16 protein-coding genes are annotated in these 21,430 nt (G+C 53.5%); 5 read left to right on the top strand and 11 right to left on the bottom strand.

The window, feature by feature from the left end; translation table 11 throughout:
- Positions 1–263: 263 nt before the first annotated feature.
- A complete protein-coding gene (locus NST04_RS16215; protein ID WP_341185072.1) occupies positions 264–1,022 on the bottom strand; it encodes a CPBP family intramembrane glutamic endopeptidase in 759 nt (252 codons plus the stop codon).
- 167 nt (positions 1,023–1,189) lie between these two features.
- Between NST04_RS16215 and NST04_RS16210 the strand changes: the two genes are divergently transcribed.
- Positions 1,190–1,558: a hypothetical protein gene (locus NST04_RS16210; protein ID WP_341185071.1), complete on the top strand. Its 369-nt coding sequence runs from the start codon at positions 1,190–1,192 to the stop codon at positions 1,556–1,558.
- 81 nt (positions 1,559–1,639) lie between these two features.
- Here NST04_RS16210 and NST04_RS16205 read toward each other — a convergent pair whose 3' ends face one another.
- The 4 genes from NST04_RS16205 to NST04_RS16190 are packed head-to-tail and all read right to left on the bottom strand — an operon-like array spanning position 1,640 to position 5,944.
- Positions 1,640–1,921, bottom strand: a complete 282-nt coding sequence (locus NST04_RS16205) for a hypothetical protein (protein WP_341185070.1) — start codon at positions 1,919–1,921, stop codon at positions 1,640–1,642.
- Positions 1,896–3,887 (bottom strand): chemotaxis protein CheW, encoded by a 1,992-nt coding sequence (locus NST04_RS16200; RefSeq protein ID WP_445667922.1) that lies wholly within the window; start codon positions 3,885–3,887, stop codon positions 1,896–1,898. Before NST04_RS16200 ends, NST04_RS16205 begins: the two co-directional genes overlap by 26 nt.
- A gap of 18 nt (positions 3,888–3,905) precedes the next feature.
- Positions 3,906–4,331 (bottom strand): chemotaxis protein CheW, encoded by a 426-nt coding sequence (locus NST04_RS16195; RefSeq protein WP_341185068.1) that lies wholly within the window; start codon positions 4,329–4,331, stop codon positions 3,906–3,908.
- 23 nt (positions 4,332–4,354) lie between these two features.
- Entirely contained in the window at positions 4,355–5,944 is a 1,590-nt protein-coding gene (locus tag NST04_RS16190; RefSeq protein WP_341185067.1) for a methyl-accepting chemotaxis protein, read from the bottom strand.
- Positions 5,945–6,253: 309 nt separating this feature from the next.
- On the opposite strand from NST04_RS16190, the gene NST04_RS16185 reads away from it, so the two are divergent.
- Both NST04_RS16185 and NST04_RS16180 read left to right on the top strand, forming a co-directional pair.
- Positions 6,254–7,591, top strand: coding sequence for an MFS transporter (locus NST04_RS16185; RefSeq protein ID WP_341185066.1), 1,338 nt, complete (start codon positions 6,254–6,256; stop codon positions 7,589–7,591).
- 380 nt (positions 7,592–7,971) lie between these two features.
- On the top strand, positions 7,972–8,727 hold the full coding sequence (locus tag NST04_RS16180; RefSeq protein ID WP_341185065.1) for a PIG-L deacetylase family protein: 756 nt from the start codon (positions 7,972–7,974) through the stop codon (positions 8,725–8,727).
- 555 nt (positions 8,728–9,282) lie between these two features.
- On the opposite strand, the gene NST04_RS16175 is transcribed toward NST04_RS16180, so the two are convergent.
- Positions 9,283–10,113 carry a GNAT family N-acetyltransferase gene (locus tag NST04_RS16175; RefSeq protein ID WP_341185064.1) on the bottom strand — a complete coding sequence of 277 codons (831 nt, stop codon included), beginning with the start codon at positions 10,111–10,113 and terminating at the stop codon, positions 9,283–9,285.
- A 139-nt stretch (positions 10,114–10,252) separates the two neighbouring features.
- On the opposite strand from NST04_RS16175, the gene NST04_RS16170 reads away from it, so the two are divergent.
- Positions 10,253–11,290 carry an asparaginase gene (locus tag NST04_RS16170; RefSeq protein ID WP_341185063.1) on the top strand — a complete coding sequence of 346 codons (1,038 nt, stop codon included), beginning with the start codon at positions 10,253–10,255 and terminating at the stop codon, positions 11,288–11,290.
- On the opposite strand, the gene NST04_RS16165 is transcribed toward NST04_RS16170, so the two are convergent.
- Together NST04_RS16165 and NST04_RS16160 are read right to left on the bottom strand one after the other, a co-directional pair.
- A complete protein-coding gene (locus tag NST04_RS16165; protein WP_341185062.1) occupies positions 11,287–12,666 on the bottom strand; it encodes a sensor histidine kinase in 1,380 nt (459 codons plus the stop codon). The genes NST04_RS16170 and NST04_RS16165 overlap by 4 nt on opposite strands.
- Positions 12,667–12,695: 29 nt before the next feature.
- Positions 12,696–13,403, bottom strand: coding sequence for a response regulator transcription factor (locus NST04_RS16160; protein WP_341185061.1), 708 nt, complete (start codon positions 13,401–13,403; stop codon positions 12,696–12,698).
- Between the two features lie 157 nt (positions 13,404–13,560).
- Here NST04_RS16160 and NST04_RS16155 point away from each other — a divergent pair, with 157 nt between their 5' ends.
- On the top strand, positions 13,561–14,232 hold the full coding sequence (locus tag NST04_RS16155; RefSeq protein ID WP_341185060.1) for a hypothetical protein: 672 nt from the start codon (positions 13,561–13,563) through the stop codon (positions 14,230–14,232).
- Positions 14,233–14,329: 97 nt separating this feature from the next.
- Here the strand turns inward: NST04_RS16155 and NST04_RS16150 are convergent, their stop codons facing one another.
- From NST04_RS16150 to NST04_RS16140, 3 genes are all read right to left on the bottom strand, one after another.
- Entirely contained in the window at positions 14,330–14,971 is a 642-nt protein-coding gene (locus NST04_RS16150) for a cupin domain-containing protein (protein ID WP_341185059.1), read from the bottom strand.
- A 105-nt stretch (positions 14,972–15,076) separates the two neighbouring features.
- Positions 15,077–15,943: a methyl-accepting chemotaxis protein gene (locus NST04_RS16145; protein ID WP_341185058.1), complete on the bottom strand. Its 867-nt coding sequence runs from the start codon at positions 15,941–15,943 to the stop codon at positions 15,077–15,079.
- Between the two features lie 56 nt (positions 15,944–15,999).
- Positions 16,000–21,423, bottom strand: coding sequence for a diguanylate cyclase (locus tag NST04_RS16140; protein ID WP_341185057.1), 5,424 nt, complete (start codon positions 21,421–21,423; stop codon positions 16,000–16,002).
- Positions 21,424–21,430: the final 7 nt, after the last annotated feature.

The raw sequence follows: 21,430 nt of genomic DNA, 5'->3' as shown, positions 1-21,430 counted from the left end.
TAGTGCTCTTGTAGCTTGTGGTTCCTGTGGTGATGTCTACATTATACCTGAGAAACACCCAAATTTAAACTTTCAAAAACCTGCATATCCCCGCTTAATCTGCGATATTAGAGGAGGACTGTAAATAAAATGCCTATCCCTAATAATTGCTTGGTTTACGGAATATTTGCTCCCGTTAGCTGCTTTTTCTCATGTATGCGCTATCATTCCTTCAGAAAAATACCGGCCAGACTGAAGATTTGTCTACAGGCTGGCCGCGTAACTCACCGGGCGAGACTATGGCCTTTATATTTGCGGATTAATACCACTAACAGATAAATTCCGTATAGAAGATATAGAATATTAAGAATAGCGACGATAAATACCTCATGCTCCAGATTCTCATTGCTGACCATGGCCAGGGCATCGTAGATGAAGTGGAACGCGATCAGCGGAACAATATTCCTGCCGGTCTCGATCAGCAAGGCGAGCACACAGCCCAGCAGCAGGGCATTGATCACCTGGAGAAGCGTATGTATAAGATCATTTCCGCCAAACGCGTTAGCCATATGTAGAACCCCAAAAACAATAGACGAGAACACAATATAGAACAGCGGGCCTTTGGATTTCAGAGCATTCCAAATCACTCCTCTAAAAATGGCTTCCTCAGTATAGCCCACCAGCAGTGTCATAATGACGATACTGATTACTTCAGGCGCTCCCAGCTCTACGTTGATTCCATTCATCAGCGGCTGGGCCACCGCAATAATGAGCAGCGGGATATAGAACAGCACCGCCCGGGACGGACCAGCCTCCAGCTTGCGGAAGCCGAAGCTTACGAGCGAAGAATCCTTTCTTTTCATATATACCGTTACAATAATGCCCATTACCAGGTAAGCGCAGGCTTGAGCATTCCGTATCCCCATGTCGCCAAATTCCATAATCGTGGCTACAGCGGAGGCAACGGATACAACCAGGGTCAGGACCACTCCCCATACCAGCGAATAAACGATAGGACGTCCTTGTGCAGCAGTGTTTTTCATTTAAGATCTCCTTTATAGTAGGCTAACGTATTGCCGCTTCAGGACAATAATGGATTAATTGTATGCTATGATGCCAAATTATACGATTTCTATATAAACTTCCAGTGGGCATTGCAGTCTGTACATGCTATAATCTCTGAATCCTGCAATGAGAATGGAACAACAACATGAACAGTCCTATCAAAATCTTCAAAGTGACCGTGCAGCTGGAAAAGGATGAATATGGCCTTGAGGTAAGCCATTGGCGTCTGCTGGCGGAAACCAACCGCTATTACGAAATTAAGCCGGAGAGCGGACCGGTAAAACGCATCTACAAAGAAAAACTGAATACGGTGATGGATGATACCAAATTCTATACGGACGGCTATCTGGCTTGTTCAGCGTTCTGCATAGAGGACCGTATTAATGATATGCATACAGAAATGCTGCATACGCTCCAAGTTAAGATCAAGGCATATATGGCGGAGCTTCATTTGAACCAGCAGGCCATTGAGCTGCAGTTCAAGAACCCCGGGCCTATGAGCGGCCTGAAGTAACCTGTTCCCCCTTGTGCTCTAACACCAAAAAACCGGGAGGGCCGCAGCGGCCCTTCCGGTTTTTTGGTGTTGTATATTCTGTTACAGCAGTCCAGCATTCTTCACGGCGTGTTCCCAGCTTGGAAAATAATACAGCGCACTTCTCATCAGCTCGGGCTCCTGCTGCTTGATCTGCTTCTTATTCATGTTGCCCCCACCAGATTGAAGCTGCTTGATCCTACTGATAACTTCATCGGAAGCCATTGTAATATCCAACTCTTCACCCCTTTCCGGTGTTTCTTTCCATATTTTTACCAATTCATTCAATTCTATACCCGCACCCGGCCATGGAATGCCTTCAATGGCTGACCAGATAAGAGGCATCCAGAATCAGAGCGACCCGCCCGTTGCCCAGGATGGTTGCTCCGGACAGATGGTTCATCGTCCCGAGATACGCACCCAGAGATTTAATGACCACCTCCTGGTTGCCGATAATCTCATCGACCGCGAAGGCGGCGATCCGGTCAACAGATCTTACAATCACGAGCGGAATCGTCTTGGAATGGCGCTCTGTGCGCGGATAATGCAGCTTGTCTCTGAGCCAGGAGAGCGGAACAATCCGCCCGTGGTTAATAATCGCCTGCTCCCCTTGAACGACCTGAATCTCTTCGGGAGCGATCCGTACAATCTCGGCCACATTATACATCGGGACAACCAGCACACGCCCGGAGACCTTGACCAGCAGCCCCTTGATGATAGCCAGTGTAAGCGGCAGACGGATCGTAAACAGAGTACCTGCTCCCGGCTCGGTCTGAATATCTATGATTCCGTTGAGACGTCCAATCTGACTGCGGACAATATCCATCCCCACGCCCCGCCCTGACACTTCGCTGACTTCGGAGGCTGTGGAGAAGCCCGGCTCGAAGATCAGGCTAACGGCTTCCTGCGCGGTTAAGTACCCTGCCTGCTCTTCCGTAATGATCCCTTTACTGAGCGCAGAGGCTGTAATTCGGGCGGCATCGATGCCTTGTCCATCATCCTCCAGACGAATAACGACCTGATTCTCCTCATGAAAAGAAGTAAGCGTAATTCTGCCCTTCGGAGCCTTGCCCTGCTGTACACGCACCTCTGGACTCTCGATTCCGTGATCGGCGCTGTTACGGATCAAGTGGATTAGCGGATCACTTAGCTCTTCAATGATCATCCGGTCCAGCTCGGTCTCGCCTCCCTGAATCTGCAGCTCAATATCCTTGCCCAGCTTCTGGGCCAAATCCCTGACCAGCCGCGGAAAACGGTTAAACAGCTGATCCATCGGCAGCATCCGGGTCTTCATGACCCCTTCCTGTAGCTCTTTAATAATCCCGCCCATATGATCCGAGATCGAGCCAATATCCGGCAGGACCTTGGCGGGATCATTACGTTGTCCATTAGCGCTCAGATCGGCCAGAGAGGTCTGCTCGATCAGCAGCTCTCCCACCAGATTCATCAGGTGGTCCAGCCGTTCCACACTCACCCGGACCGTTGACTGTACCTCGTGGGATGTACCTTTGCCCGTAGCTGAGGTCGAAGATTCAGCTGGTGCCGGTTCAGCCGTAGTCTGGATGTCAGTCCCGGCAGCAGGTGCAGGCACGAACGGTGTAATGACAATGCTCTCGACATCTGTCTCCCCTGCCAACTGATCCGACACCTGCCGGATCTCGCGCGGGGAAGCAGCGACTACAGCAAATTGGCTGTAGCGGGCGTCTTCATCGGATCCAGGCGCCGCCGGGGGCGCTAAGGCAGCAGCAATCACCGGTCCGCAGACCTCTTCCATACGCTGCAAGAGGATATAATGCCGGGCCGCCTTCATCTGGCAATCCTCTCTTAAAGTAACTACCAGAGCCAGCAGTGTGTAGCCCGCTGCGACAGCCTCTTCCGCCTGAAGCAGCTCCGCTGCATTGAGGACCGGGAGCCGGACCGGCTGAAGTTCAGCCGGCTTATTAATCAGCGCCTTGATCTCCGCAACCACAGCGGAGCAGTCTGTGAAGCCCTCTCCGCGGACATACTGCGTGCGCAGCAGCTTCATCGCATCCAGCGCCCGGAAGAGTGTGTCAATCAGATTGCCGGTAATTTCCGGCTTCTTCGCACGCACCCACTCCAGCGCATACTCCACCTCGTGCGTGAGATCGCTCATCTCGCGAAAGCCCATAGTGGAAGCGGAGCCCTTGATCGTATGGGCTGCGCGGAAAATCGTCTGAATCAGCTCAGCGGTTGGAGCATGCTCCAGCGCAAGCAGGGACTGGTCGATCCGCTCTAATTGCTCGTTCAGCTCTTCTATGAATATATCGCGGTAAGCCGACAGTTCCATCATCATTGCTTGTTCCCCTTTTTACCCGCCCAATATTTCTTCGAGCTTCAGAATACCGATCAGCTGGTCATCCCGCTGCCCCACTCCGTGGAACACTGCATCGCGGCTGCGGTTTTGTCCGCCTGCCGGTGGATGAATCTCGGCGTACGTAGTCACCTTGTTCACCTTATCTACAATCAGTCCGACGAATTCCCCGCGGTAGTTGACCACAATAATTCTTGTGCTCCGGGTATAAGGCTCATCGGCCATTCCCAGCAGATTGCGCAGGCTCATGACACAGACCACCTTGCCGCGCAGATTGACTACACCTTTGACTTCATTCCGGCTGAAGGGGATATCTGTAATACTGAGCATTTTGATAATCTCATGAATCTCTTCAATACGGATGGCGCAGGTCTCGGCTCCTACCGCAAGCTCGATATATTGTTCCTTCTGTAAGGATGACATGACTTCACCTTCCGTCTGTTGAATTAATGGGTCTTGAACGCCGCTGCCGATTGGGCTAGATCCTCGGACAGCAGTGCTAAAGCCTGGCAGGTTGTCGCCGTCTCCTCAGAAGCCGCTGCCGATTCCTCACTGGAGGCCGCAATGGATTGAACCGAGTCCATCACTTCCGCAGCCTGGGCGGATTCCTCTTCACAGGCGGCAGCAATCTCGTTCACCTTGAGTGAGGAGGTATTGACCATCTTAATAATTTGCTCGAAGGCCTGGCTGGTCATCGAGGCCTGATCTACACTCTCAGCCACCGCGCGGACGCTCTGCTTGGTATTCTCCTGAATGACCTTGATAATCTTTGTAATCTCCTTCGTGGCATCGCTGCTGCGTTCAGCAAGCTTGCGGACCTCGTCCGCCACCACGGCGAAGCCGCGTCCCTGTTCTCCGGCGCGCGCCGCTTCAATCGCTGCGTTCAGGGCGAGGAGATTGGTCTGCTCAGCGATATCGTCGATCACTTCGATGATATCCCCGATTTTGCTGGAGTCATCTTCAAGCTGCTTCATCTGGTGATTGACGCTCTGCATCCCCTGCAGCGAAGTCTCCACCACATATCCGCCTTCCCGGGCGGTCCGCACGGTATCATTGGACAGCTCTGCCGCTTCCTCGGCGCTGGAGGCTACAGAATCAATCGCCAGCGACAGCTCCTTGAACAGCTCGGTGATATTGCCTGCCGCCGCCGACTGGTTCGTGCTGGTGCTGGCAATCTCCTGGGTGCTCGCTGAGATCTGTTCGGAAGAGGCCGCAACGCTCTGCGAATTCATCACAATTCCGTTGATTAGTTCCTTCAGGTTATGAACCATCCGGTTCAGGGCTGTAGCTAACTGTCCGACTTCATCCTTAGTTGATATATCCGCTTGCTGCGTCAGATTGCCATTAGCCACTTCAGTAGCCACATGCAGCATCTGCATCAGAGGTCTTGCGATTGATCTTGCGATCAGGTAGCCGATAATAATACTAAGGATAACTGCCGCGATGACCACTGAGATCGTAAGAATGAACGCCGAGGAGTAAGCAGACTGTGAATGGTTGTTCGTCGCCTCTGCCAGCTCCACATTCACCTTGATCAGACCATCAAGACTCTTCAGCACGTTCTGCCCCTGGACGGTCAACTGAGTAGTCAGAAATGTATTGAAAGCAGCAACATCGTCTTGCTCCGCCAGAACCAGCGCCTGCTCGAACAGCTTCTCATAGCCCGCATACTCCTGGTCAAAAGAGGCCAGCAGCTCAACTTCGCGGGGAGTCGTCGCCAGTGGACGGTAGTTATCCACCTTGCGGGTGATTTCCTCGCGGCCAGCAGCAATTTTTTGTTTAAAATCAGCAATCTTCACCGTATCTGTTGTATTGCTCATATCACGGATATACACCCGGTTAAGCTGATAGCTAATCTGGGCGGCAGACAGATCCCTGACCGAGATCAGGTTATTGCTGTACATTTCCTTCATATTCTGATTGCTGGTGCGCAGGGATAAGACCGAATAGACTCCAAGTCCTGCCAGGATTAAAGAGACGATCAAAAAAGCGGAGATAATCTTTGTAGCTGTTTTCAAATTCCCGAACCATTTCATGTGGCTTCCCCCTGTGGTTAACATCATCGTGTCCATCGTGCCCGGCGTTATTTTCACACTCCCCTATCAGCCGGCGGGACATCATTAGCTATATTTCGACATTTTATATCAAAAAAATTATATTCTACTTTTAGTTTTTTCATATTTTTTTCGTTAAAGCCGGTGCAATCCGCTCTTTACAAATGGAAATGTTCACTATTCCGTAGTTTGATGCAGAATCCGCTTGACAGAACATAGAAATAAGTTATAAATAAACATAATTAGCAATCGATTCAATCCTATTTTATCCACCGCGAAAAGAGGCTTGTCATGTCAGCAAAAGTACCTGTTGCCGAAAAACTGGTGTTCTCAGGCGGTCTGCTGGGCCAGAATATGCTCTACAGCTTCATGTCGATGTACATCCTGTTCTTCTATACGGATCTGCTGGGAATTCCGGCAACCACCGCCAGTGTCATTCTGGTAGCCGCAAGCATTATCGATGCTTGTCTTGATCCGCTCATGGGCATGATTACCGATAAAACACGCTCCAGATGGGGGAAATTCCGGCCTTATCTGCTGTTTGCCCCTTGCCTGATCGCGCTGGCGACCATCCTCTGTTTCTGGGACTTCGGCGGCTCCCGGACGGTGACTGTTGTAATCGCTACCGTCTCTTACCTGTTATGGGGAATGCTGTACACGGTCTGTGACACACCGCTCTGGGCCTTGTCGTCCGTAGTCTCCACCGATCCGGGGGAACGCACCTTATTCGTCACACTGGGCAAAATCGGCGGAACGCTCGGCGCGGTCGTCATCACCATCGGCGGTATCCAGCTTCTGCTCGCCTTCGGCGGTGAACGGAATACGCAGGCTTATCTGTACTCGGCAATCATTATCGGGGTCATCGCGGCGCTGTCGATTGTTCTGACCGGGATACTCACCAAGGAACGCGTCATCCCTTCCGCTGAGAAGATATCCTTCCGCCAGAACCTGCAAACGGTGTACAAGAACAAGCCGCTGCTCACCCTGCTCGCCTCTCTCTTGATTATCAACCTGGTGAACGGCATCCGGCAGAGCATTCAGCTCTATTATGTGGTCTATGTCTGGGGAGATGCGGGGTATGCCACACAGGTCGGGATCGCTCTGGTGGCCGGTATGCTGCTGGGGATGATCGCTACGCCGCCGCTGCTGCGACGCTTCGCCAAGAAGAAGGTATTCATTGTCTCCTGCATTCTGGGGAGCGCAGCCTGCATCCTGCCTTATCTGCTGGGTGACCATAACGTATTGAACACCCTAGTGTTCTTTGGGGTCAGCTTCTTCTTCTCCGGCATGACGACGATTGTCAGTACCTCGATGCTGCTCGATACGATTGATTATTCGGAATGGAAGCTTGGCTTCCGGGGCGAGGGCATTGTGTTCTCGACGAACACCTTCATTACCAAGTTCAGCGGGGCGGTGTCACGGATGATTATCGGAGCCAGTCTCGGCCTGCTCAGCTACGTGGAGAATCAGCCGGCTACTCCGCAGCTACAGCACGGCCTTAGCTTCGTGATGTTCCTGCTGCCTGCCCTCTGCTTCCTGGCCGCTATTCTGCCAATCCTGTTCTACAATATAACGGAGAAGCAGCGGGTGCAGATCCAGAGCGATCTGAATCACAGCCGTTCGTTGTAGTGGGGCTGGCGGGAGGATGGTAGCGGATGGAGGAGAGATGATGGCGGGGAGATACTTTTCCCTGTTTGAATCGTTCATGCTCATGCTTTGGGGTGCGGCTAGGTGTAACGGACTCAGCTGCGCTTATTTCTGCCAAAAGACACGATTGGAGCAAGTTACGGACTCCATGGCCCTTATTGCCGGATTTTCCGCGCCGTAACATTGATTATGGAGCAATTAAGGGCGCCTTAGTCCGCAAGGCAACCAAATAAGTCTGTTTCTTGTAAATAACGGCTCCCTGGTCCGTAAGGAGCAGGCCCGGTTGAGTAATTTCTCTTCATCCAACCTTGAGAGGGACTAACTGTACCCTTACCCTAGATTAATAAGGAGGTATTTGGAATATGGATGCATCCACAATAGCCACACTGCTGTCCCCTCCCGACCTGTCTCAATGCCGGAGGATTTTATGTATACAACCGCACCCTGATGATAATGAGGTTGGCATCGGCGGCACCATTGCCTCCTTCGCGGAGCGAGGCTGCGAGATTCATTATCTTACCGTCACGAACGGAGATCTCGGCGCGGTGGACGAGCAGTTGTCTTCCGCCGGGATCGCCGCAATCCGTGCAAACGAGCTCGAAGCAGCAGGAAGGTCGCTGGGAGCTACGGTGTTCCACCAACTGGACCATGGCGACGGAACACTGGAGCATATCCCTGCCCTCGCGGGGGAGATAGCCGAGGTGATCCGGAGGGTTCAGCCGGATCTGGTTCTATGTCCTGATCCGTGGCTGAGCTATGAAGCGCATTATGACCATATCGTTACCGGCAGAGCCGCAGCCCAGGCTGTCTTGTCCTCCGGGCTGCCCCTGTATCCGCGAGGTACCCTTACCCGGCCATGGCAGCCGAAGGCCATAGGCTTCTACTTCACCGCTGAGCCTAATACGGTCGTCGACATCACGGACCACTTCGAGCGCAAGTTCGCGGCCATGGCCCTGCACATCAGCCAGTTCAATGAAGAGCAGCTCGCCATGTACCGGTTCTATTTCGGCGAGCAAGGCCGCCAGCTGGCCGAAGGCAGAGGCTTCGGACTGGGCGAAGGGCTGAAGGTGCTGTCGCCGCTGCACCTGCACTGCTTCGTGGATGCCCGGCGGATTTAAGCCGGGAGCTAGGCGTTGCGGCGCTGGTAGCCAAGCATTGCGGCTGAGGCATTGCAGCTTATGGCGTTGTGGCGTAGGGCGCTGGGGGATTGCAGCTTATGGTGTTGTGGCGTACGGCACTGAGGCATTGCAGCTTATGGTGTTGTGGCGTACGGCGCTGAGGCATTGCAGCTTATGGTGTTGTGGCGTACGGCGCTGAGGCATTACAGCTTATGGCGTTGTGGCGTACGGCACTGAGGCATTGCAGCGCCGGGGCATGTGCTGCAGGATTCGCAGGAACGTCGGCCCTCCTTTTAACTAACAAGTGGAAAAACGTATCCTAATTCAGCTATTCCCGGCACTTTCAGGCAGATAAGTGGAAAAACAACATCTACTATTGTCTATTTTTCCATTTCAGCGTAATTGTGATTTATTAAGTGCCGTTTTTCCAACTATCATCCTAGCACCCCTCATTCGTTCATCAGCAAGTGTAGAAAACCCACCTATCGTACCGCACACTTAACGAAAAAGAGCAGCAATCCCCATCCATAGGAGGGAGATTTGCTGCTCTCTTTCTTAAGCAGGAAGCTCGGACAAACGGTAATAAGGTATGTTCAATACCGGCTTGAAGCCCAGCTTCTGCGCCAGTCTGTAAGAGCCCGCATTCTCTTGGCGGCAGCCCCAGACCGGCTCCAGTCCCTGCTCCAGACAGTAGTCGATTAACTTGCAGCACACTGAGAAGGCGAAATGCTTCCCCCGGTGACCCGGTGCCGATTCAATCCCAATCTCCAGCTGATCCGATGTCCGGTAAGCCGAGAATGCGCTGGAGGCCTGCTCGCCCTCCCATAGTAACGTGTATCCTCGGCCTGAAGCCAGGAAGCGCTCCGCGTCAAGCCAGAAATACCGGGGAATAACCGCACCCGCCTGCTCGCCGAATCCCTCTCCGTCCATCTGAACAATCTCAGCATCCTGCCGGAACCATTGCGCCTTCGCACGGTAGTAGGCCTCTGGATCAAACGTAAAATTCACCCGGGTCTGTATGTACATTCTGCGTGAATCCGCCGCATCAAGCCGTGCATTATGCTCAGTAAGCATTGCTTCAATCAGCGGGTCCCAGCCCCCTGCCGGATCAGCCTGCAGCCATTCCGCTGAATGCCGGTGCCCCGTCTTGTTCGTAATATAGTCCGATAAGCTCCGGTTAAACTCCGCATTGCCCGAATCCCCATAGACCAGCGACATCCCGTATTCGTGAGCCACGTAGAAGGTGCGCGGGTTATGTAGAGAGTCCACATACACACTGCCTGTTGTCTGCCCGCTCAGAACTCCTTCAGCGAACAGGGTATTGATCTTCACATCCTTTAACAGCGGCAAGGCAAGAGCGTAATCCCGGCTATCCAGCTTCAGCATGCTTATCTCCCTCTTATCCCATCTATATTTTTCTACTTATTATACCTCACTATGTCGCGCATAGAGGAATGAATGTTATAATACACTCAATGTCATGCGAATGACTTGAATCCTGGCTCAACCTGAAAGGAAACGACCTATGATTAATACTATTCCTGAAGTGAATTTCACGGCTTCCCCTTACTATAATCCCGGCCTCAAAAATGTAGTCATTCTCGCCACCGGCGGCACCATTGCCGGCAGCGGCGAAGCCCATAAAACCTTGAATTACGAGCCCGGCGCCCTGCCCGTGCAGGATCTGCTGGATAGTGTACCGCACCTGGAACGGCTGGCGAACTGTGCCGGGGTACAGGTCAGTAATCTGTGCAGCGCCGATATTACCAGCGAACATTGGCTTACCCTGGCAACCTACATTAACACGCTTGCTCTCCGTGAGGATGTGCACGGATTCGTCATTACCCACGGCACCGACACTCTCGATGAGACGTCCTACTTCCTGAACCTGGTGATCAAGACCGACAAGCCGGTAATCATTACCGGATCTATGCGCCCGGCTACCGCAATCAGCGCCGATGGGCCTCTGAATCTGTATCAGTCCGTAGCACTTGCAGCGAATCCCGAGGCTTTCGGCCAAGGCGTGATGGTTGTCTTTGCTGAGGGAATTTACAGCGGACGGGATGTACAAAAGGTAAACACCTTCAAGGCCAACGCCTTCGACGAGCGCGATTTCGGCTGCCTGGGATATATGCGTGACAGCCATGCCTTCTTCTATACGCGCACCCTGAAGCGGCATACTACCGCAACCCAGTTCGACGTATCTGTAATCCAGGAGCTGCCGGAAGTGTCCGTAGCTTATTTTCATGTGGATGCCAATCCCGGGATTCTGGATTATCTGGCTACGATCTCTAAGGGGATTGTCATTGCCGGAGCAGGCGGAGGGATCTACAGCAAGCCTTGGATTGACAAGGTGGGGGAGCTGAAGAACAATAACATCCCGGTAGTCCGCTGCTCGCGGATTTCCAGCGGAATCACACTCAAGGATTCCTACATTGATTTGTCTGCCAATTCTATTCCATGCAACAGCCTGGTCCCGCAAAAAGCCAGAATCCTGCTCTCCCTCGCCCTTACGCAAACTACCGGCTACGATGAAATTGCCGCAATGTTCAACGAGTACTAAACGCTGCCCGCAGATGGCGGGAACACAAACGTGAAGACTGCGCCGCCCTCCGGGCGGTTCCGGGCACTAAGCTCTCCGCCGCAGCGTTCCACAATAGCACGTGCGATGGCGAGTCCCAGCCCGGATTCGCCATTTTTCCCTTTGACGAACCTGTGAAACAGGTTGGGCAGCAGCTCCTCTGCGATGCCCGGACCATCGTCAGCAACCGTTAATGTAATCCTCTCTCTGCTTGTATGCACCTCTACATCAATACGCTTCCCGGCATAACGGGCCGCATTGGATAACACGTTCAGCAGAGCTTGCAGCAGCTTATCCCGGTCTGCTCTTACCATCCCCCCACGGTCCCCGGAGACTGCCGGATGCAGCGACAGCTTCCTTGCCGCCAGCAGCGGATTGACCCGCTCCACCGCCTCGCTCAGCAGCTCCTCCAGATCCGTATCCTCCGCCTGGTAAATATCCTCTTCACTGTCCAGCTTCGCCAGAAGGGTCATTTCGCTGACCAGATCACGTAAGCGTCCGCTTTCACTCAGAATAATATCCAGTCCTTTACGGACGCTCTCTCCTTCAAATACTCCATCCCTAATGCCCTCCGCATAACCGGCTATCGACATCAGCGGAGATTTCAGCTCATGCGAAGCATTCTGAAAAAACTGCTTCTGCACCCGGTTGAACCGGTGCAGCTCACCGGCCATCTCGTATACCGCCCTGGCGACAGACCCGATTTCACCGCCTGCCCGGACCAGATTCACTTCGGCAAACCGGCGGTTTTTCACTTTCCCCAGCTCCTGACGCAGGCTGATCAGCGGATCAATCAGCTTCCGCGTAATGAACAGGCTGAACAGGAGCATTGCTGCCGCTCCCGCAGCAAAGACAAGGATCAGCCGTTTCAAGAGCGACTGCTCAATGACCTTGATTCTGCTGACAGGAGTCAGCAGGGTGAGCTTACCTTGAGGAAGCGTGTTGACCTGCACCAGATAACGCGGATCATTGCCAGCCCATAAGCTCTGCAGGCTCCCCTGCTCCATAGCTGTGACATCCACCGTTACCCCGGACTGCACAGGCAGAGCCGGGAGATTTCCCGAGACGACATTCCCCTGCTGGTCGCTCACGATGGCCTGTACTCCGCTGGAGAGCGTAGGATATGGAGGCGTAAGCGGCTCGCTTTTCCCCAATGTAAATGCCCCTCCTTCCGCGGATGGAGCCCTCTCCAGACTCGCGCTAAGGGAAGCGCCCAGCGTCCTTAATCCCTCTTGCTCCGTGCCAATGAAATGGTCCATCAGCACATAATGGATCATCACTCCCGTGATGGACAGGACCAGCAGCAGAGACAGCCCAAAAGCAACGTTGATCTGATGCACCAGCTTCAGCTTTTTCATCCGCAGGTTTAGCCTTTCCGCCATCCCCTTCATTCCTGCACCTCTCTCATACGGTAGCCGTGACCCCAGACCGATTCCAGCGGCAGGCCGTCCATTTTTTTGCGGATGCGCTTGATCAGATGGTCGACAGCGCGGTCGCTGCCGAAATAATCCTCTCCCCAGACATGGCCCAGCAGCTCTTCGCGCGTAAAAGCCCGGTTCGGACTTCCCGCAAAGACCATCAGCATCAGGAACTCCTTACTGGTCAGCTCCACTTCATCTCCCCGCCAGAAGGATCTTCTCTCCTCGGGATGCAGCAGCAGACTGCCCAGCTCTATCCCTGTATGCACAGCAGGCAGAACAGCCGCAGACTGGGACTTCTGAAGACGTTCCCACCGTCTCAACTGGCGGTTGATCCGGGCTACCAGCTCACGGGGACTGAAGGGCTTGACCAGATAATCGTCGCTGCCAAGCTCCAGACCCAGGATTTTATCCACTTCATTATCCTTGGCAGAGATCATAATAATCGGCACCTCCGCCTCATCGCGGATACGCCTGCACAGCTCATAGCCGTCCATTCCCGGAAGCATAATATCGAGCACCCACATGCCGGGAGGGTCATTCCTCCATAAATCCCACGCCTCCTCGGCACTTCCAAGGCCAATCGTCCGGTAATTCTCCTTATGTAAATAAGCTTCCACCAGATTGCGTATATTCTCGTCATCGTCCACAATGGCAATGACCGTTTGATTGTTCATTCAGCTAACCTCCGTAATTTGTGTCTTCACCATTATAGCAAGCGGCTGAGCGGGATAGGGCCCTGCCATTGTTTTTCCACATTACTGACCCTCTCCTGCCACAGAAGCCCGCTATAGTGAGAGCTGTAAGACAAACCACCTGAAGGAGTGTTCGTACATGAATCGTCTAATCGTGAAAAGAATGGCTCTATCCACCCTGCTGCTGTCCAGCATCGCCACCCCGGTCTTCGCGGATACGGGAATCGCTCCGCCTCCAGTACAGGGACCCACTGCCACCATAAGCACGGCCGCTGCAGCCACAAATGGCAGTAAGCTGCTCCCCTTGCTAGAACCGCACGTTCTGGAGCTGGTGAACAGCTATGCACCGGAAACAGCCCAGGACTGGCGGGATACGCTCAGCCGCTACCATGCATTAACAAGCACCAAAGCGCTTAGCGTGGATATCACCACGTCAATGTCTGCCACTCCATGGACAGAAAAAACCGGCATGATGGAGGTGCAATTAGCCACGCCTGGAACGTTAACAGACGAGGAATCGGTTGCGCTTGCCACTGTGTCGGAATACGGGTCAACCGGGGGCCACGTTGAGGCAGTCCTATCTGCCTCAGAAGTTGCAAACCTCACACTAACGAAACCTGACTCTCTGGAATCCGGGAAGCTTGCCAATGTGGTAACCTTACATGCGGCGTATATCAATGGCTTATTCAAAGCACAGGCTGACCTGGCAGAGGCTGCACAAGCCACAGATGCCGCAGCCATTAAGCAGGCACTCTCCGAACTGCTGAGTCAATATAAGGACCTTAACCACAAGCTGGAAGAAGCAAAATAAACCGCGCAGACCCTGTATCCATTAGAAAAGCAGGCCAAGGAATTCCTCCCTGGCCTGCTTTTTCTGTTCAGATCAATTCGTATAGCTTAGCCGCCGCCTAACGGCGCGGATACATTTGATAGGGGTAGAATGCCGCCGCAGGCTGCTGGGCAGCGTAGGCGGGCATACTTTTGGCAGACGGGTCCATGTTGGTTCCCCCGGCAGTCCCTGCTACGGCGCAGCCCGGAGGCGGTCCAAGAATAATCGATTCCTTCAGCGGGGCGACAGCCTTAGCGTATTCTTCTTCATTGATGCAATAGGCGCGCTGGATGACCTCTGCGGGAACGGCCCGCAGGAAGTCTGAACCATACACAATATCCGGTGTCGGCGCATCAAAGATCGCCAGGAAATGGGCTTGTTCGCTCTCGGCCAGAATCCAGTGGAACCAGCCCTTCGGGAAGACAGCAATTTGTCCGGCCTTCAGGTGATAGGTCATCAGCTTCTGAGTGAACGGATCGAACACAGAGGCAATCAGCTCCCCGCTGATCACGAAGATCATCTCCGTCACATTCGTATGCCAGTGCGGCTGGACGATGAAGCCTTTGCTCATATGGGCATTGAAGAAACCGTTACGTATCGCCGGAAGCTGTTCACCAAATAGCTGGGTAATATAATTGTTCGCATCCCGCTTATAATTAAGCACCTGGTTAGAATCGGCGGCTAGCTTCAGGTCCGGCGCCTGCAATACTGGATCTAGCATGATTAGTTCCTCCTCAGACTGGATTGTGGCCTTAATGTACACTGGGCATTCGTCCAGATACTGTATGCAGAGGAGGAACTCTTTGACACTAGAGACGGGTGCAGACTAGATCAGACGGGCGATACTCTCAATCTCCACGGCGGAAGCTGCGAGCTGCTGCATCGAGGCGGTAATCTCCTCTGTGGCTGCGGCCTGACGTTCACTTTGCGCCAGACAATCCGTAAGCACGGCATCCATCTGGTTAATCTTCTGCTTAATCATCTGCAGAATACCGGCAATATCCTTGGCCGATGAAGCACTGGACACGGACATTTTGCGGATCTCCTGGGCTACGATGCCGAAGCCCCGTCCATGCTCAGCGGCATGCGCCGCTTCAATGGCTGCATTCAGCCCCAGCAGGTTGGAATTATCTGCCACCTTGCGGATGAAATCGAGAATCTCGTCCGTCTGCTGCAGATCCTCAACCACCTTTTGTCCCAGCTCTTTCAGATCCCCTACTGTATTCGCCAGATCCGAGGCCGTGCCTGCAATCTCTACCGAAGTCGAGCTGATCTCGTCAGAGGTCACCGCCAGCGCATTCGCCGCATCGCTAAGCGTTACCTGATTGCTGAGGCTGATTCCGATCGTGAATACTCCTGTCACAACCCCGTTCCGGTCCCGGATAGGCATGGATGACGATTTAAAAGGGACTCCGTAGATTTCTCTTGGAATCGTAGCGCTGACTTCTTCCCCGCTCTCCAGCGCAGCCCGGATTCCCCCGCTGGGCGGTACCGGAGAACCCAGTTCAATCTTGGCTTTCAGTTCCTTCCCTTGCAGATAATAAATGAACTTGTCCCGATCTGCCAAAGCAAACATTACATCCAGCGGGAAAAGCCGCTGCACCAGCGGCAAAGATAGTTCTAGCGCCTTCCGCAGCTGGTCCATTTCTGATTCCTGTCCTGTTTCCTGTCCTGATTCCTGTTCGGTATTCATTGCTTCAACAGCTCCCTAATCTTATTTATTTATGTACATCTCTTATCGCTCTAATCCTATCGCCCGAACAATGTAACACAGTTGCGGCCTTCTGCCTTGGACTGGTACAGTGCATCGTCACCCAGCTTGTAGATATCCTCCTCGCGCAGACCATCCACAAGGACGGCGGCTACGCCAATCGAGACGGTAATTCTTCCGTATTCCGGACTTAGATCATGCTGTATCCCCAGCTCCGCAATGCTTCGTCTGATCAATTCAGCGAACACGCGGGACTCTGGCGGAGTCAGCCCGGCAGCCACAATCCCAAATTCCTCCCCGCCCAGCCGGAACGCGGTTCCATCTGCCTGTTCAGCCAGTTCCTTTAGAACCCCGCCTATTCTGCGCAGTACCGTATCGCCTTCATAGTGCCCGTAGGTATCATTGTATTTTTTAAAATAATCAATATCCAGCATCAGGTAGGTTAAATACCGTTTGCCGGCAGCAGCCTTGTCCACCTCTTCCAGGAACAGCTTATTGAAGTATCTGCGGTTGTACAGCCCGGTTAATTCATCGGTGATGGAGATCCGTTCAATTAGCCCGATATACTTGCTGAGCTCCCCGTTGTTAAACTCCAGCTCCTTCGTCCGCTCCGCCACCAGTTCCTCCAGATGCTCCTTGTGCCGCCGCAGCTCCTCCTCCGCCTTCTTACGCTCAGTGATATCCTTAATCGTTCCCTGAATGGCCGGCTTATCCTGATACATGATTCTGACGACCTTGTGAATGGCGATGACTTCAAGGGACTTATCCTTATGCAAAAGCCTTGTCTCGTACTCTTCCGGTGCCTGCTTGCCCTCGACCCGTCTGGCATAATAATGCATCACCTTCTCCCGCTCCGGGGGGGTAATGAAATTCCCGAAGGGCTGCTCCAGCATCTCGCCCGGCTGGTAGCCGAGCATCTGCTCCAGAGCCTCATTAACATAGACACAGCGCATATCCTGGACCACGAACACCCCGTCCTGCAGGTTGTTGACCAGTTGGCGGTACTTCTCCTCAGAACGCTCAAGCTCATTATACAGAGTGGCATTCTCAAGCGAGAAGACCATCTCTCTGGACAGCAGATTGATAATCTTCATCCGTTCCTCAGTGAATACGCCGGTCACCAGATTATTCTCCAGATAGATGATGGCAATCGTCTTATTCTGGTTAATCAGCGGCATGCAGACCATCGATTTCGGCTGCTGCCTCACAATATAAGGATCATTCACGAATGGAGTCTCGGAATAGGCATCATTGTAGATCAGGCTCTCCCGGCTCTCCTCCACCGCTCTGATGATCGAAGCAGGCAGATTATCCAGCTGATGCGACTCATGAATGGCCACTGAGATCCGGTCCGTATCCGCTTTATATTCCCCTTCGACCAGAAGATTGGCCTTGGAGGTCATCAGGATGCAGCCCCGCTGCGCCCCGGCATTCTTGATCACGATCTGCATCAGCGCTTCCAGCAGGTGGTTCAGTTCAATTTCTTTGGAGATGGCCTGCGAAGCCAGAATAATGGAATTGAGGTCGATGCTCGCCGTATAGTCCGTCACCGTCCTGCCGTGCATGAACTCCTTGGTGCTGATTTTTTGAGCCAGGGCGGGGTAACGCTCCTTGATGAACGCGATCTTCTCCTTGGCGCCCCAGACCGAATAATAATATTCGGATTGTCTGAGCAGATAGGCGGCGAACTCATTGAAGCCTTTGTCCATATAGTACCGGGCCGCCAGCTCGTTGCAGAGTGCCTTATAGCGGATGAAGCTGCCCTGCTCGCTGGCCTCAATGGCCAGATCATAATAATAGCCTGCGCGGGTGCTGTTCCCGGAGATCCTAGCCCATTCGGCCCTCATCAGATATTCATGCTGGCGGAAGGTTCCCGGTGCATTGCTGGCCCATTTGCGTACCCGGCCAAGCTCCTTGCGCATTCTGGATCTGGCCTTCCGCTTGCCGCCTACCCCCAAACCCTTGTAAGCATAAGCCAGATTCAGGAACGTGTACAGTGCGAACTCCTCCATAAAAGCCGATCCGGCCAGCGTCCCGATAATCGGATACGCCCGCTCAATGTACTCCAGCGCTTCATCATGCTTTTCGTAGAGAAACAGCAGCTTCATTTTGTAGATATAATAGATGGCAATTCCCGAGTAATACCTTGCCCCCTGCAATTCGTGCAGATAAACCTCTTCACTAAAGACTTCATTATTGAATGAGGTACGCTCCGGAAGCTCACCGGCAAGACTGAGATAATACTGGCGGGCCAGCTGTGCGGTGGCAAGCGACTCCTTATATTTCGTATTCTCGATCATAGAGATCGTACGGGCACTTTCCTGAATCAAGGCCGGGATGTCCATCGACGGATTCCAGAGATTCACATAGAAGGCAGAATGGGCGAGGTAGAGCAGATCCCCTGTCCGCAGACTGGCTTCAATCGAGGTGCCGAACCAGTCCTGGAGCGTATCCCAGGGCTCAGTCCAGGCGTGGCTGAATAGCGTATACAGAACATGCGCGGCACCTTTCCACTGCAAATCATTGAATTTGTCGTTAATTCTGATCCCGAGTCGTCCATAAGCGAAGGCCCCCGGGGTATCCCCGAAGCCTGACAAGAGCATGGCATAGCCGATAAAAGCAAGCGCCGACTCCGGCGAGTTGCCGTATTTCAGTGTCAGACCCACCTTCTTCAGCACCACCAGCCCGAACAGTGAGGTCTCCCCCGAGATAAACGCCGGCGGTATAAAGTTAACCAGCAGCCGCATCACCAGCTTCATCTCCGGGTCCTGCATCTCCGGCAGTGCAAAAATCGTCTCCGGCGTTCTCCCCCGCAACGCGGCCTTAACGGCCAGCAGTTCCTTAAGGACTGCGGGCATTCCAACCTTGGCCGGAATCTTAATTCCGAGCGCCTTCAGTCCCTGTCTCCCCGAAGCAATCGACTCGGGCATCATACCGAGGTACATATAATGATTGGTCTGCATCTCGTAGATTTCCGCAATAGCCATCCGCTCCGTAGTCTGCTCAAGCAGCAGACGGCAAGCCTGATCCCCCTGACCGATATGATGGGTGAGATAGCTGCATTCCGCATACAGCCTGTAGATCTCCGCTGCCTGCCCCGGATCTGTGCTCCAGATCTGCTCCGGGAGCAACTCCATTGCCGCTTCCAGCAGCAGGAAGGCAGAATCATACCCGTATCCTGCTTTGGCCTTATGGGCTGCCCGCAAATTCAGAGCGACCACCTCACGTGCCTCCGAGCTGTCGGTGATTAACCCCAGTCCTTGATTGATGTGGGTGGCGATATCGACCAGCTTGTCCTCCACTTCGTCCTCTGCCAGATTCCGCAGCAGGAGCCGGCCGATACTAAGATGAAGCCTCTTCCCCCGTTCAGGATCAAGCAGCTGATAGAAGGCCTGCTGAATCCGGTCATGGGCGAATTTCAGCCGGATCCCCATCTGGGCAGCCTCGCGGCCGGATTCGGCAAGTGTAGCCGAGAATATGGCGTACTTATGGTCGGCAGGAACGATATATTCTTCCTGGACAGCCCGGGTAATCGCCGCAGCAATCACCTCCGGCGCTTCTTCTCCGATTAGCGTCAGCATCCCGTAATCGAACACACTGCCGGCCGCCGAGCTTAGCATCAGGATATGACGGACCTCCTCAGGCAGATGCTCCAGTTGTCCAACCAGGAAATCGACCACGCTGTCATGAACCGGCAGCGCCTCCAGCCGCTCCAGGCTCCAGCTCCATTCCCCGTTCTGCTTATCGAAATAGATAATCCTGCGCCGGTGAAGATCCTTCAGCATTTCCGTCAGGAAAAAGGAATTCCCCTTGGACCGCTTATATAACCGTCCGGTAATTCCTTCAACGCGTTCCATGCTGCTGTATAGCGTATCTGCCACAAGGCTTTGTACATCTGTCTCTTGCAGCGGCTGAAGATGAATACGTCCAACCTCACGGTTCTTGCCGATCTTGGCCATCGCGGCGAACAAGGGATGACCTTCATGGATCTCATTCTGCCGGAAGGAGCAGATCACAAGCATCCGCTGCAGATGATTATCCAGCACCAGCTTCTCCACCAGCTGCAGGCTGGAATAATCCGCCCACTGGACATCATCCAGGAAGAGGACCAGCGGCCGGTCCGGATGTATCACCCCCTGCACGAACTTGGCAAAGGTCAGGAAGAACCGGTTCGTCTCCTCGGCCGGACTCAGCAGCTCCGGCTCCGGCTGGGCTCCTATCCAGTCGGCCAGCTCAGGAATCAATCCCGTAATCACACCGCCATTCCCGCCAAGCAACCGGGTCAGCGAACGGGTGATCTCACGCTTATACGCCTCATCGGGGCTCTCCAGAAGCTGGCTGACCAGCCTGCGGAAGGCCTGAATGAGCGCACTGTACGGAATGTTCTTATTGTACTGGTCGAACTTCCCTTCCGCGAACAGCCCCTTCTCCCGGCTGATCGTCCGGTGCAGCTCATGGACCAGTGCCGTTTTGCCTGCACCTGCGTCACCGGAGACCAGCATGACCTGTGAACTCCCGCTCACGCTGCTGCGGAAGGCTGACTCCAGGGTGGACAGCTCCTGCTGTCTGCCCACTATCTTTTGCGGAATGCGGAAGGTGTTCAGGAGGTCCTCCGTTCCAATCACGAAATCCTCCTGACCGGCCAGGCATTTCTTCAGATCGGCCTTGATGCCGTGAGCGCTTCGGTACCGGTCCTCCGAAGACTTCTCCATCAGCTTCATAATAACGGCCGATAAGCCCCTGCTAACCTTGCCTCCGGTTGCATGGTAAGGGGAGACGGCTTCTTTCGCAATAATGGAATAGATCTGATCCAGCATCTCGGACGATGGATACGGCATAAGGCCGGTCATCATCTCATACAGGACCACACCCAGTGAATAGTAGTCGCTCCGGTAATCAATATTCCGGTTCATCCGGCCGGTCTGTTCCGGTGAGATGTACGGCAGACTGCCCTCCAGCACGCCGCTGTTCTGGAAATCCCGCCTCTCCTTGGACAGCTTCACTGCAAGGTCGAAATCAATCACCTGGACAATATCCCGTTCCCGGTTCCAGATGATATTCGACGGCTTGATATCCTTATGGATAACGTTCTGCTCATGAATGGAGCCCAGAATATCCGTAACCTTAACCGCCAGCTTCAGCAAGGCCTTCTCCCCCGGCTGTTCTTCCGACAGAATCCGCTTCAGCGAACGTCCGGCTATATCCTCAAGGACCATGACATACAGGCCGTTCTGCTCCTCAAGCCTCAGGGGACGGATAACCCCGTCTGTGCTAGTACTGAGCTCTGTAAGCAGCTTATATTCCTGCTTGAAGCGCATCACCGCTTCAGTGCCGGCATACTCCGATTTTAACACCTTGAGAATGACCGTTTCTGCAGAGGCAGCCTCGGTGCACCGGTACACTGCTTTTATGGGATTATCTGAAATGGTCTCCAGGACCTGATAATGGTCATTAGCAATCATTGTACTC

Source organism: Paenibacillus sp. FSL H7-0756, from assembly GCF_038006765.1.
GTDB lineage: Bacteria > Bacillota > Bacilli > Paenibacillales > Paenibacillaceae > Paenibacillus_AQ.
Note: the sequence above shows the minus strand (reverse complement) of the source record. Positions and strands in the feature narration are given on the sequence as shown.

What these genes read in the sequence shown, in the direction of transcription:
- NST04_RS16215 (WP_341185072.1), bottom strand. Translation starts at nt 1,022, where the DNA reads ATGAAAAACACTGCTGCACAAGGACGTCCTATCGTTTATTCGCTGGTA.
- NST04_RS16210 (WP_341185071.1), top strand. Translation starts at nt 1,190, where the DNA reads ATGAACAGTCCTATCAAAATCTTCAAAGTGACCGTGCAGCTGGAAAAG.
- NST04_RS16205 (WP_341185070.1), bottom strand. Translation starts at nt 1,921, where the DNA reads ATGCCTCTTATCTGGTCAGCCATTGAAGGCATTCCATGGCCGGGTGCG.
- NST04_RS16200 (WP_445667922.1), bottom strand. Translation starts at nt 3,887, where the DNA reads ATGATGGAACTGTCGGCTTACCGCGATATATTCATAGAAGAGCTGAAC.
- NST04_RS16195 (WP_341185068.1), bottom strand. Translation starts at nt 4,331, where the DNA reads ATGTCATCCTTACAGAAGGAACAATATATCGAGCTTGCGGTAGGAGCC.
- NST04_RS16190 (WP_341185067.1), bottom strand. Translation starts at nt 5,944, where the DNA reads ATGAAATGGTTCGGGAATTTGAAAACAGCTACAAAGATTATCTCCGCT.
- NST04_RS16185 (WP_341185066.1), top strand. Translation starts at nt 6,254, where the DNA reads ATGTCAGCAAAAGTACCTGTTGCCGAAAAACTGGTGTTCTCAGGCGGT.
- NST04_RS16180 (WP_341185065.1), top strand. Translation starts at nt 7,972, where the DNA reads ATGGATGCATCCACAATAGCCACACTGCTGTCCCCTCCCGACCTGTCT.
- NST04_RS16175 (WP_341185064.1), bottom strand. Translation starts at nt 10,113, where the DNA reads ATGCTGAAGCTGGATAGCCGGGATTACGCTCTTGCCTTGCCGCTGTTA.
- NST04_RS16170 (WP_341185063.1), top strand. Translation starts at nt 10,253, where the DNA reads ATGATTAATACTATTCCTGAAGTGAATTTCACGGCTTCCCCTTACTAT.
- NST04_RS16165 (WP_341185062.1), bottom strand. Translation starts at nt 12,666, where the DNA reads ATGAAAAAGCTGAAGCTGGTGCATCAGATCAACGTTGCTTTTGGGCTG.
- NST04_RS16160 (WP_341185061.1), bottom strand. Translation starts at nt 13,403, where the DNA reads ATGAACAATCAAACGGTCATTGCCATTGTGGACGATGACGAGAATATA.
- NST04_RS16155 (WP_341185060.1), top strand. Translation starts at nt 13,561, where the DNA reads ATGAATCGTCTAATCGTGAAAAGAATGGCTCTATCCACCCTGCTGCTG.
- NST04_RS16150 (WP_341185059.1), bottom strand. Translation starts at nt 14,971, where the DNA reads ATGCTAGATCCAGTATTGCAGGCGCCGGACCTGAAGCTAGCCGCCGAT.
- NST04_RS16145 (WP_341185058.1), bottom strand. Translation starts at nt 15,943, where the DNA reads ATGAATACCGAACAGGAATCAGGACAGGAAACAGGACAGGAATCAGAA.
- NST04_RS16140 (WP_341185057.1), bottom strand. Translation starts at nt 21,423, where the DNA reads ATGATTGCTAATGACCATTATCAGGTCCTGGAGACCATTTCAGATAAT.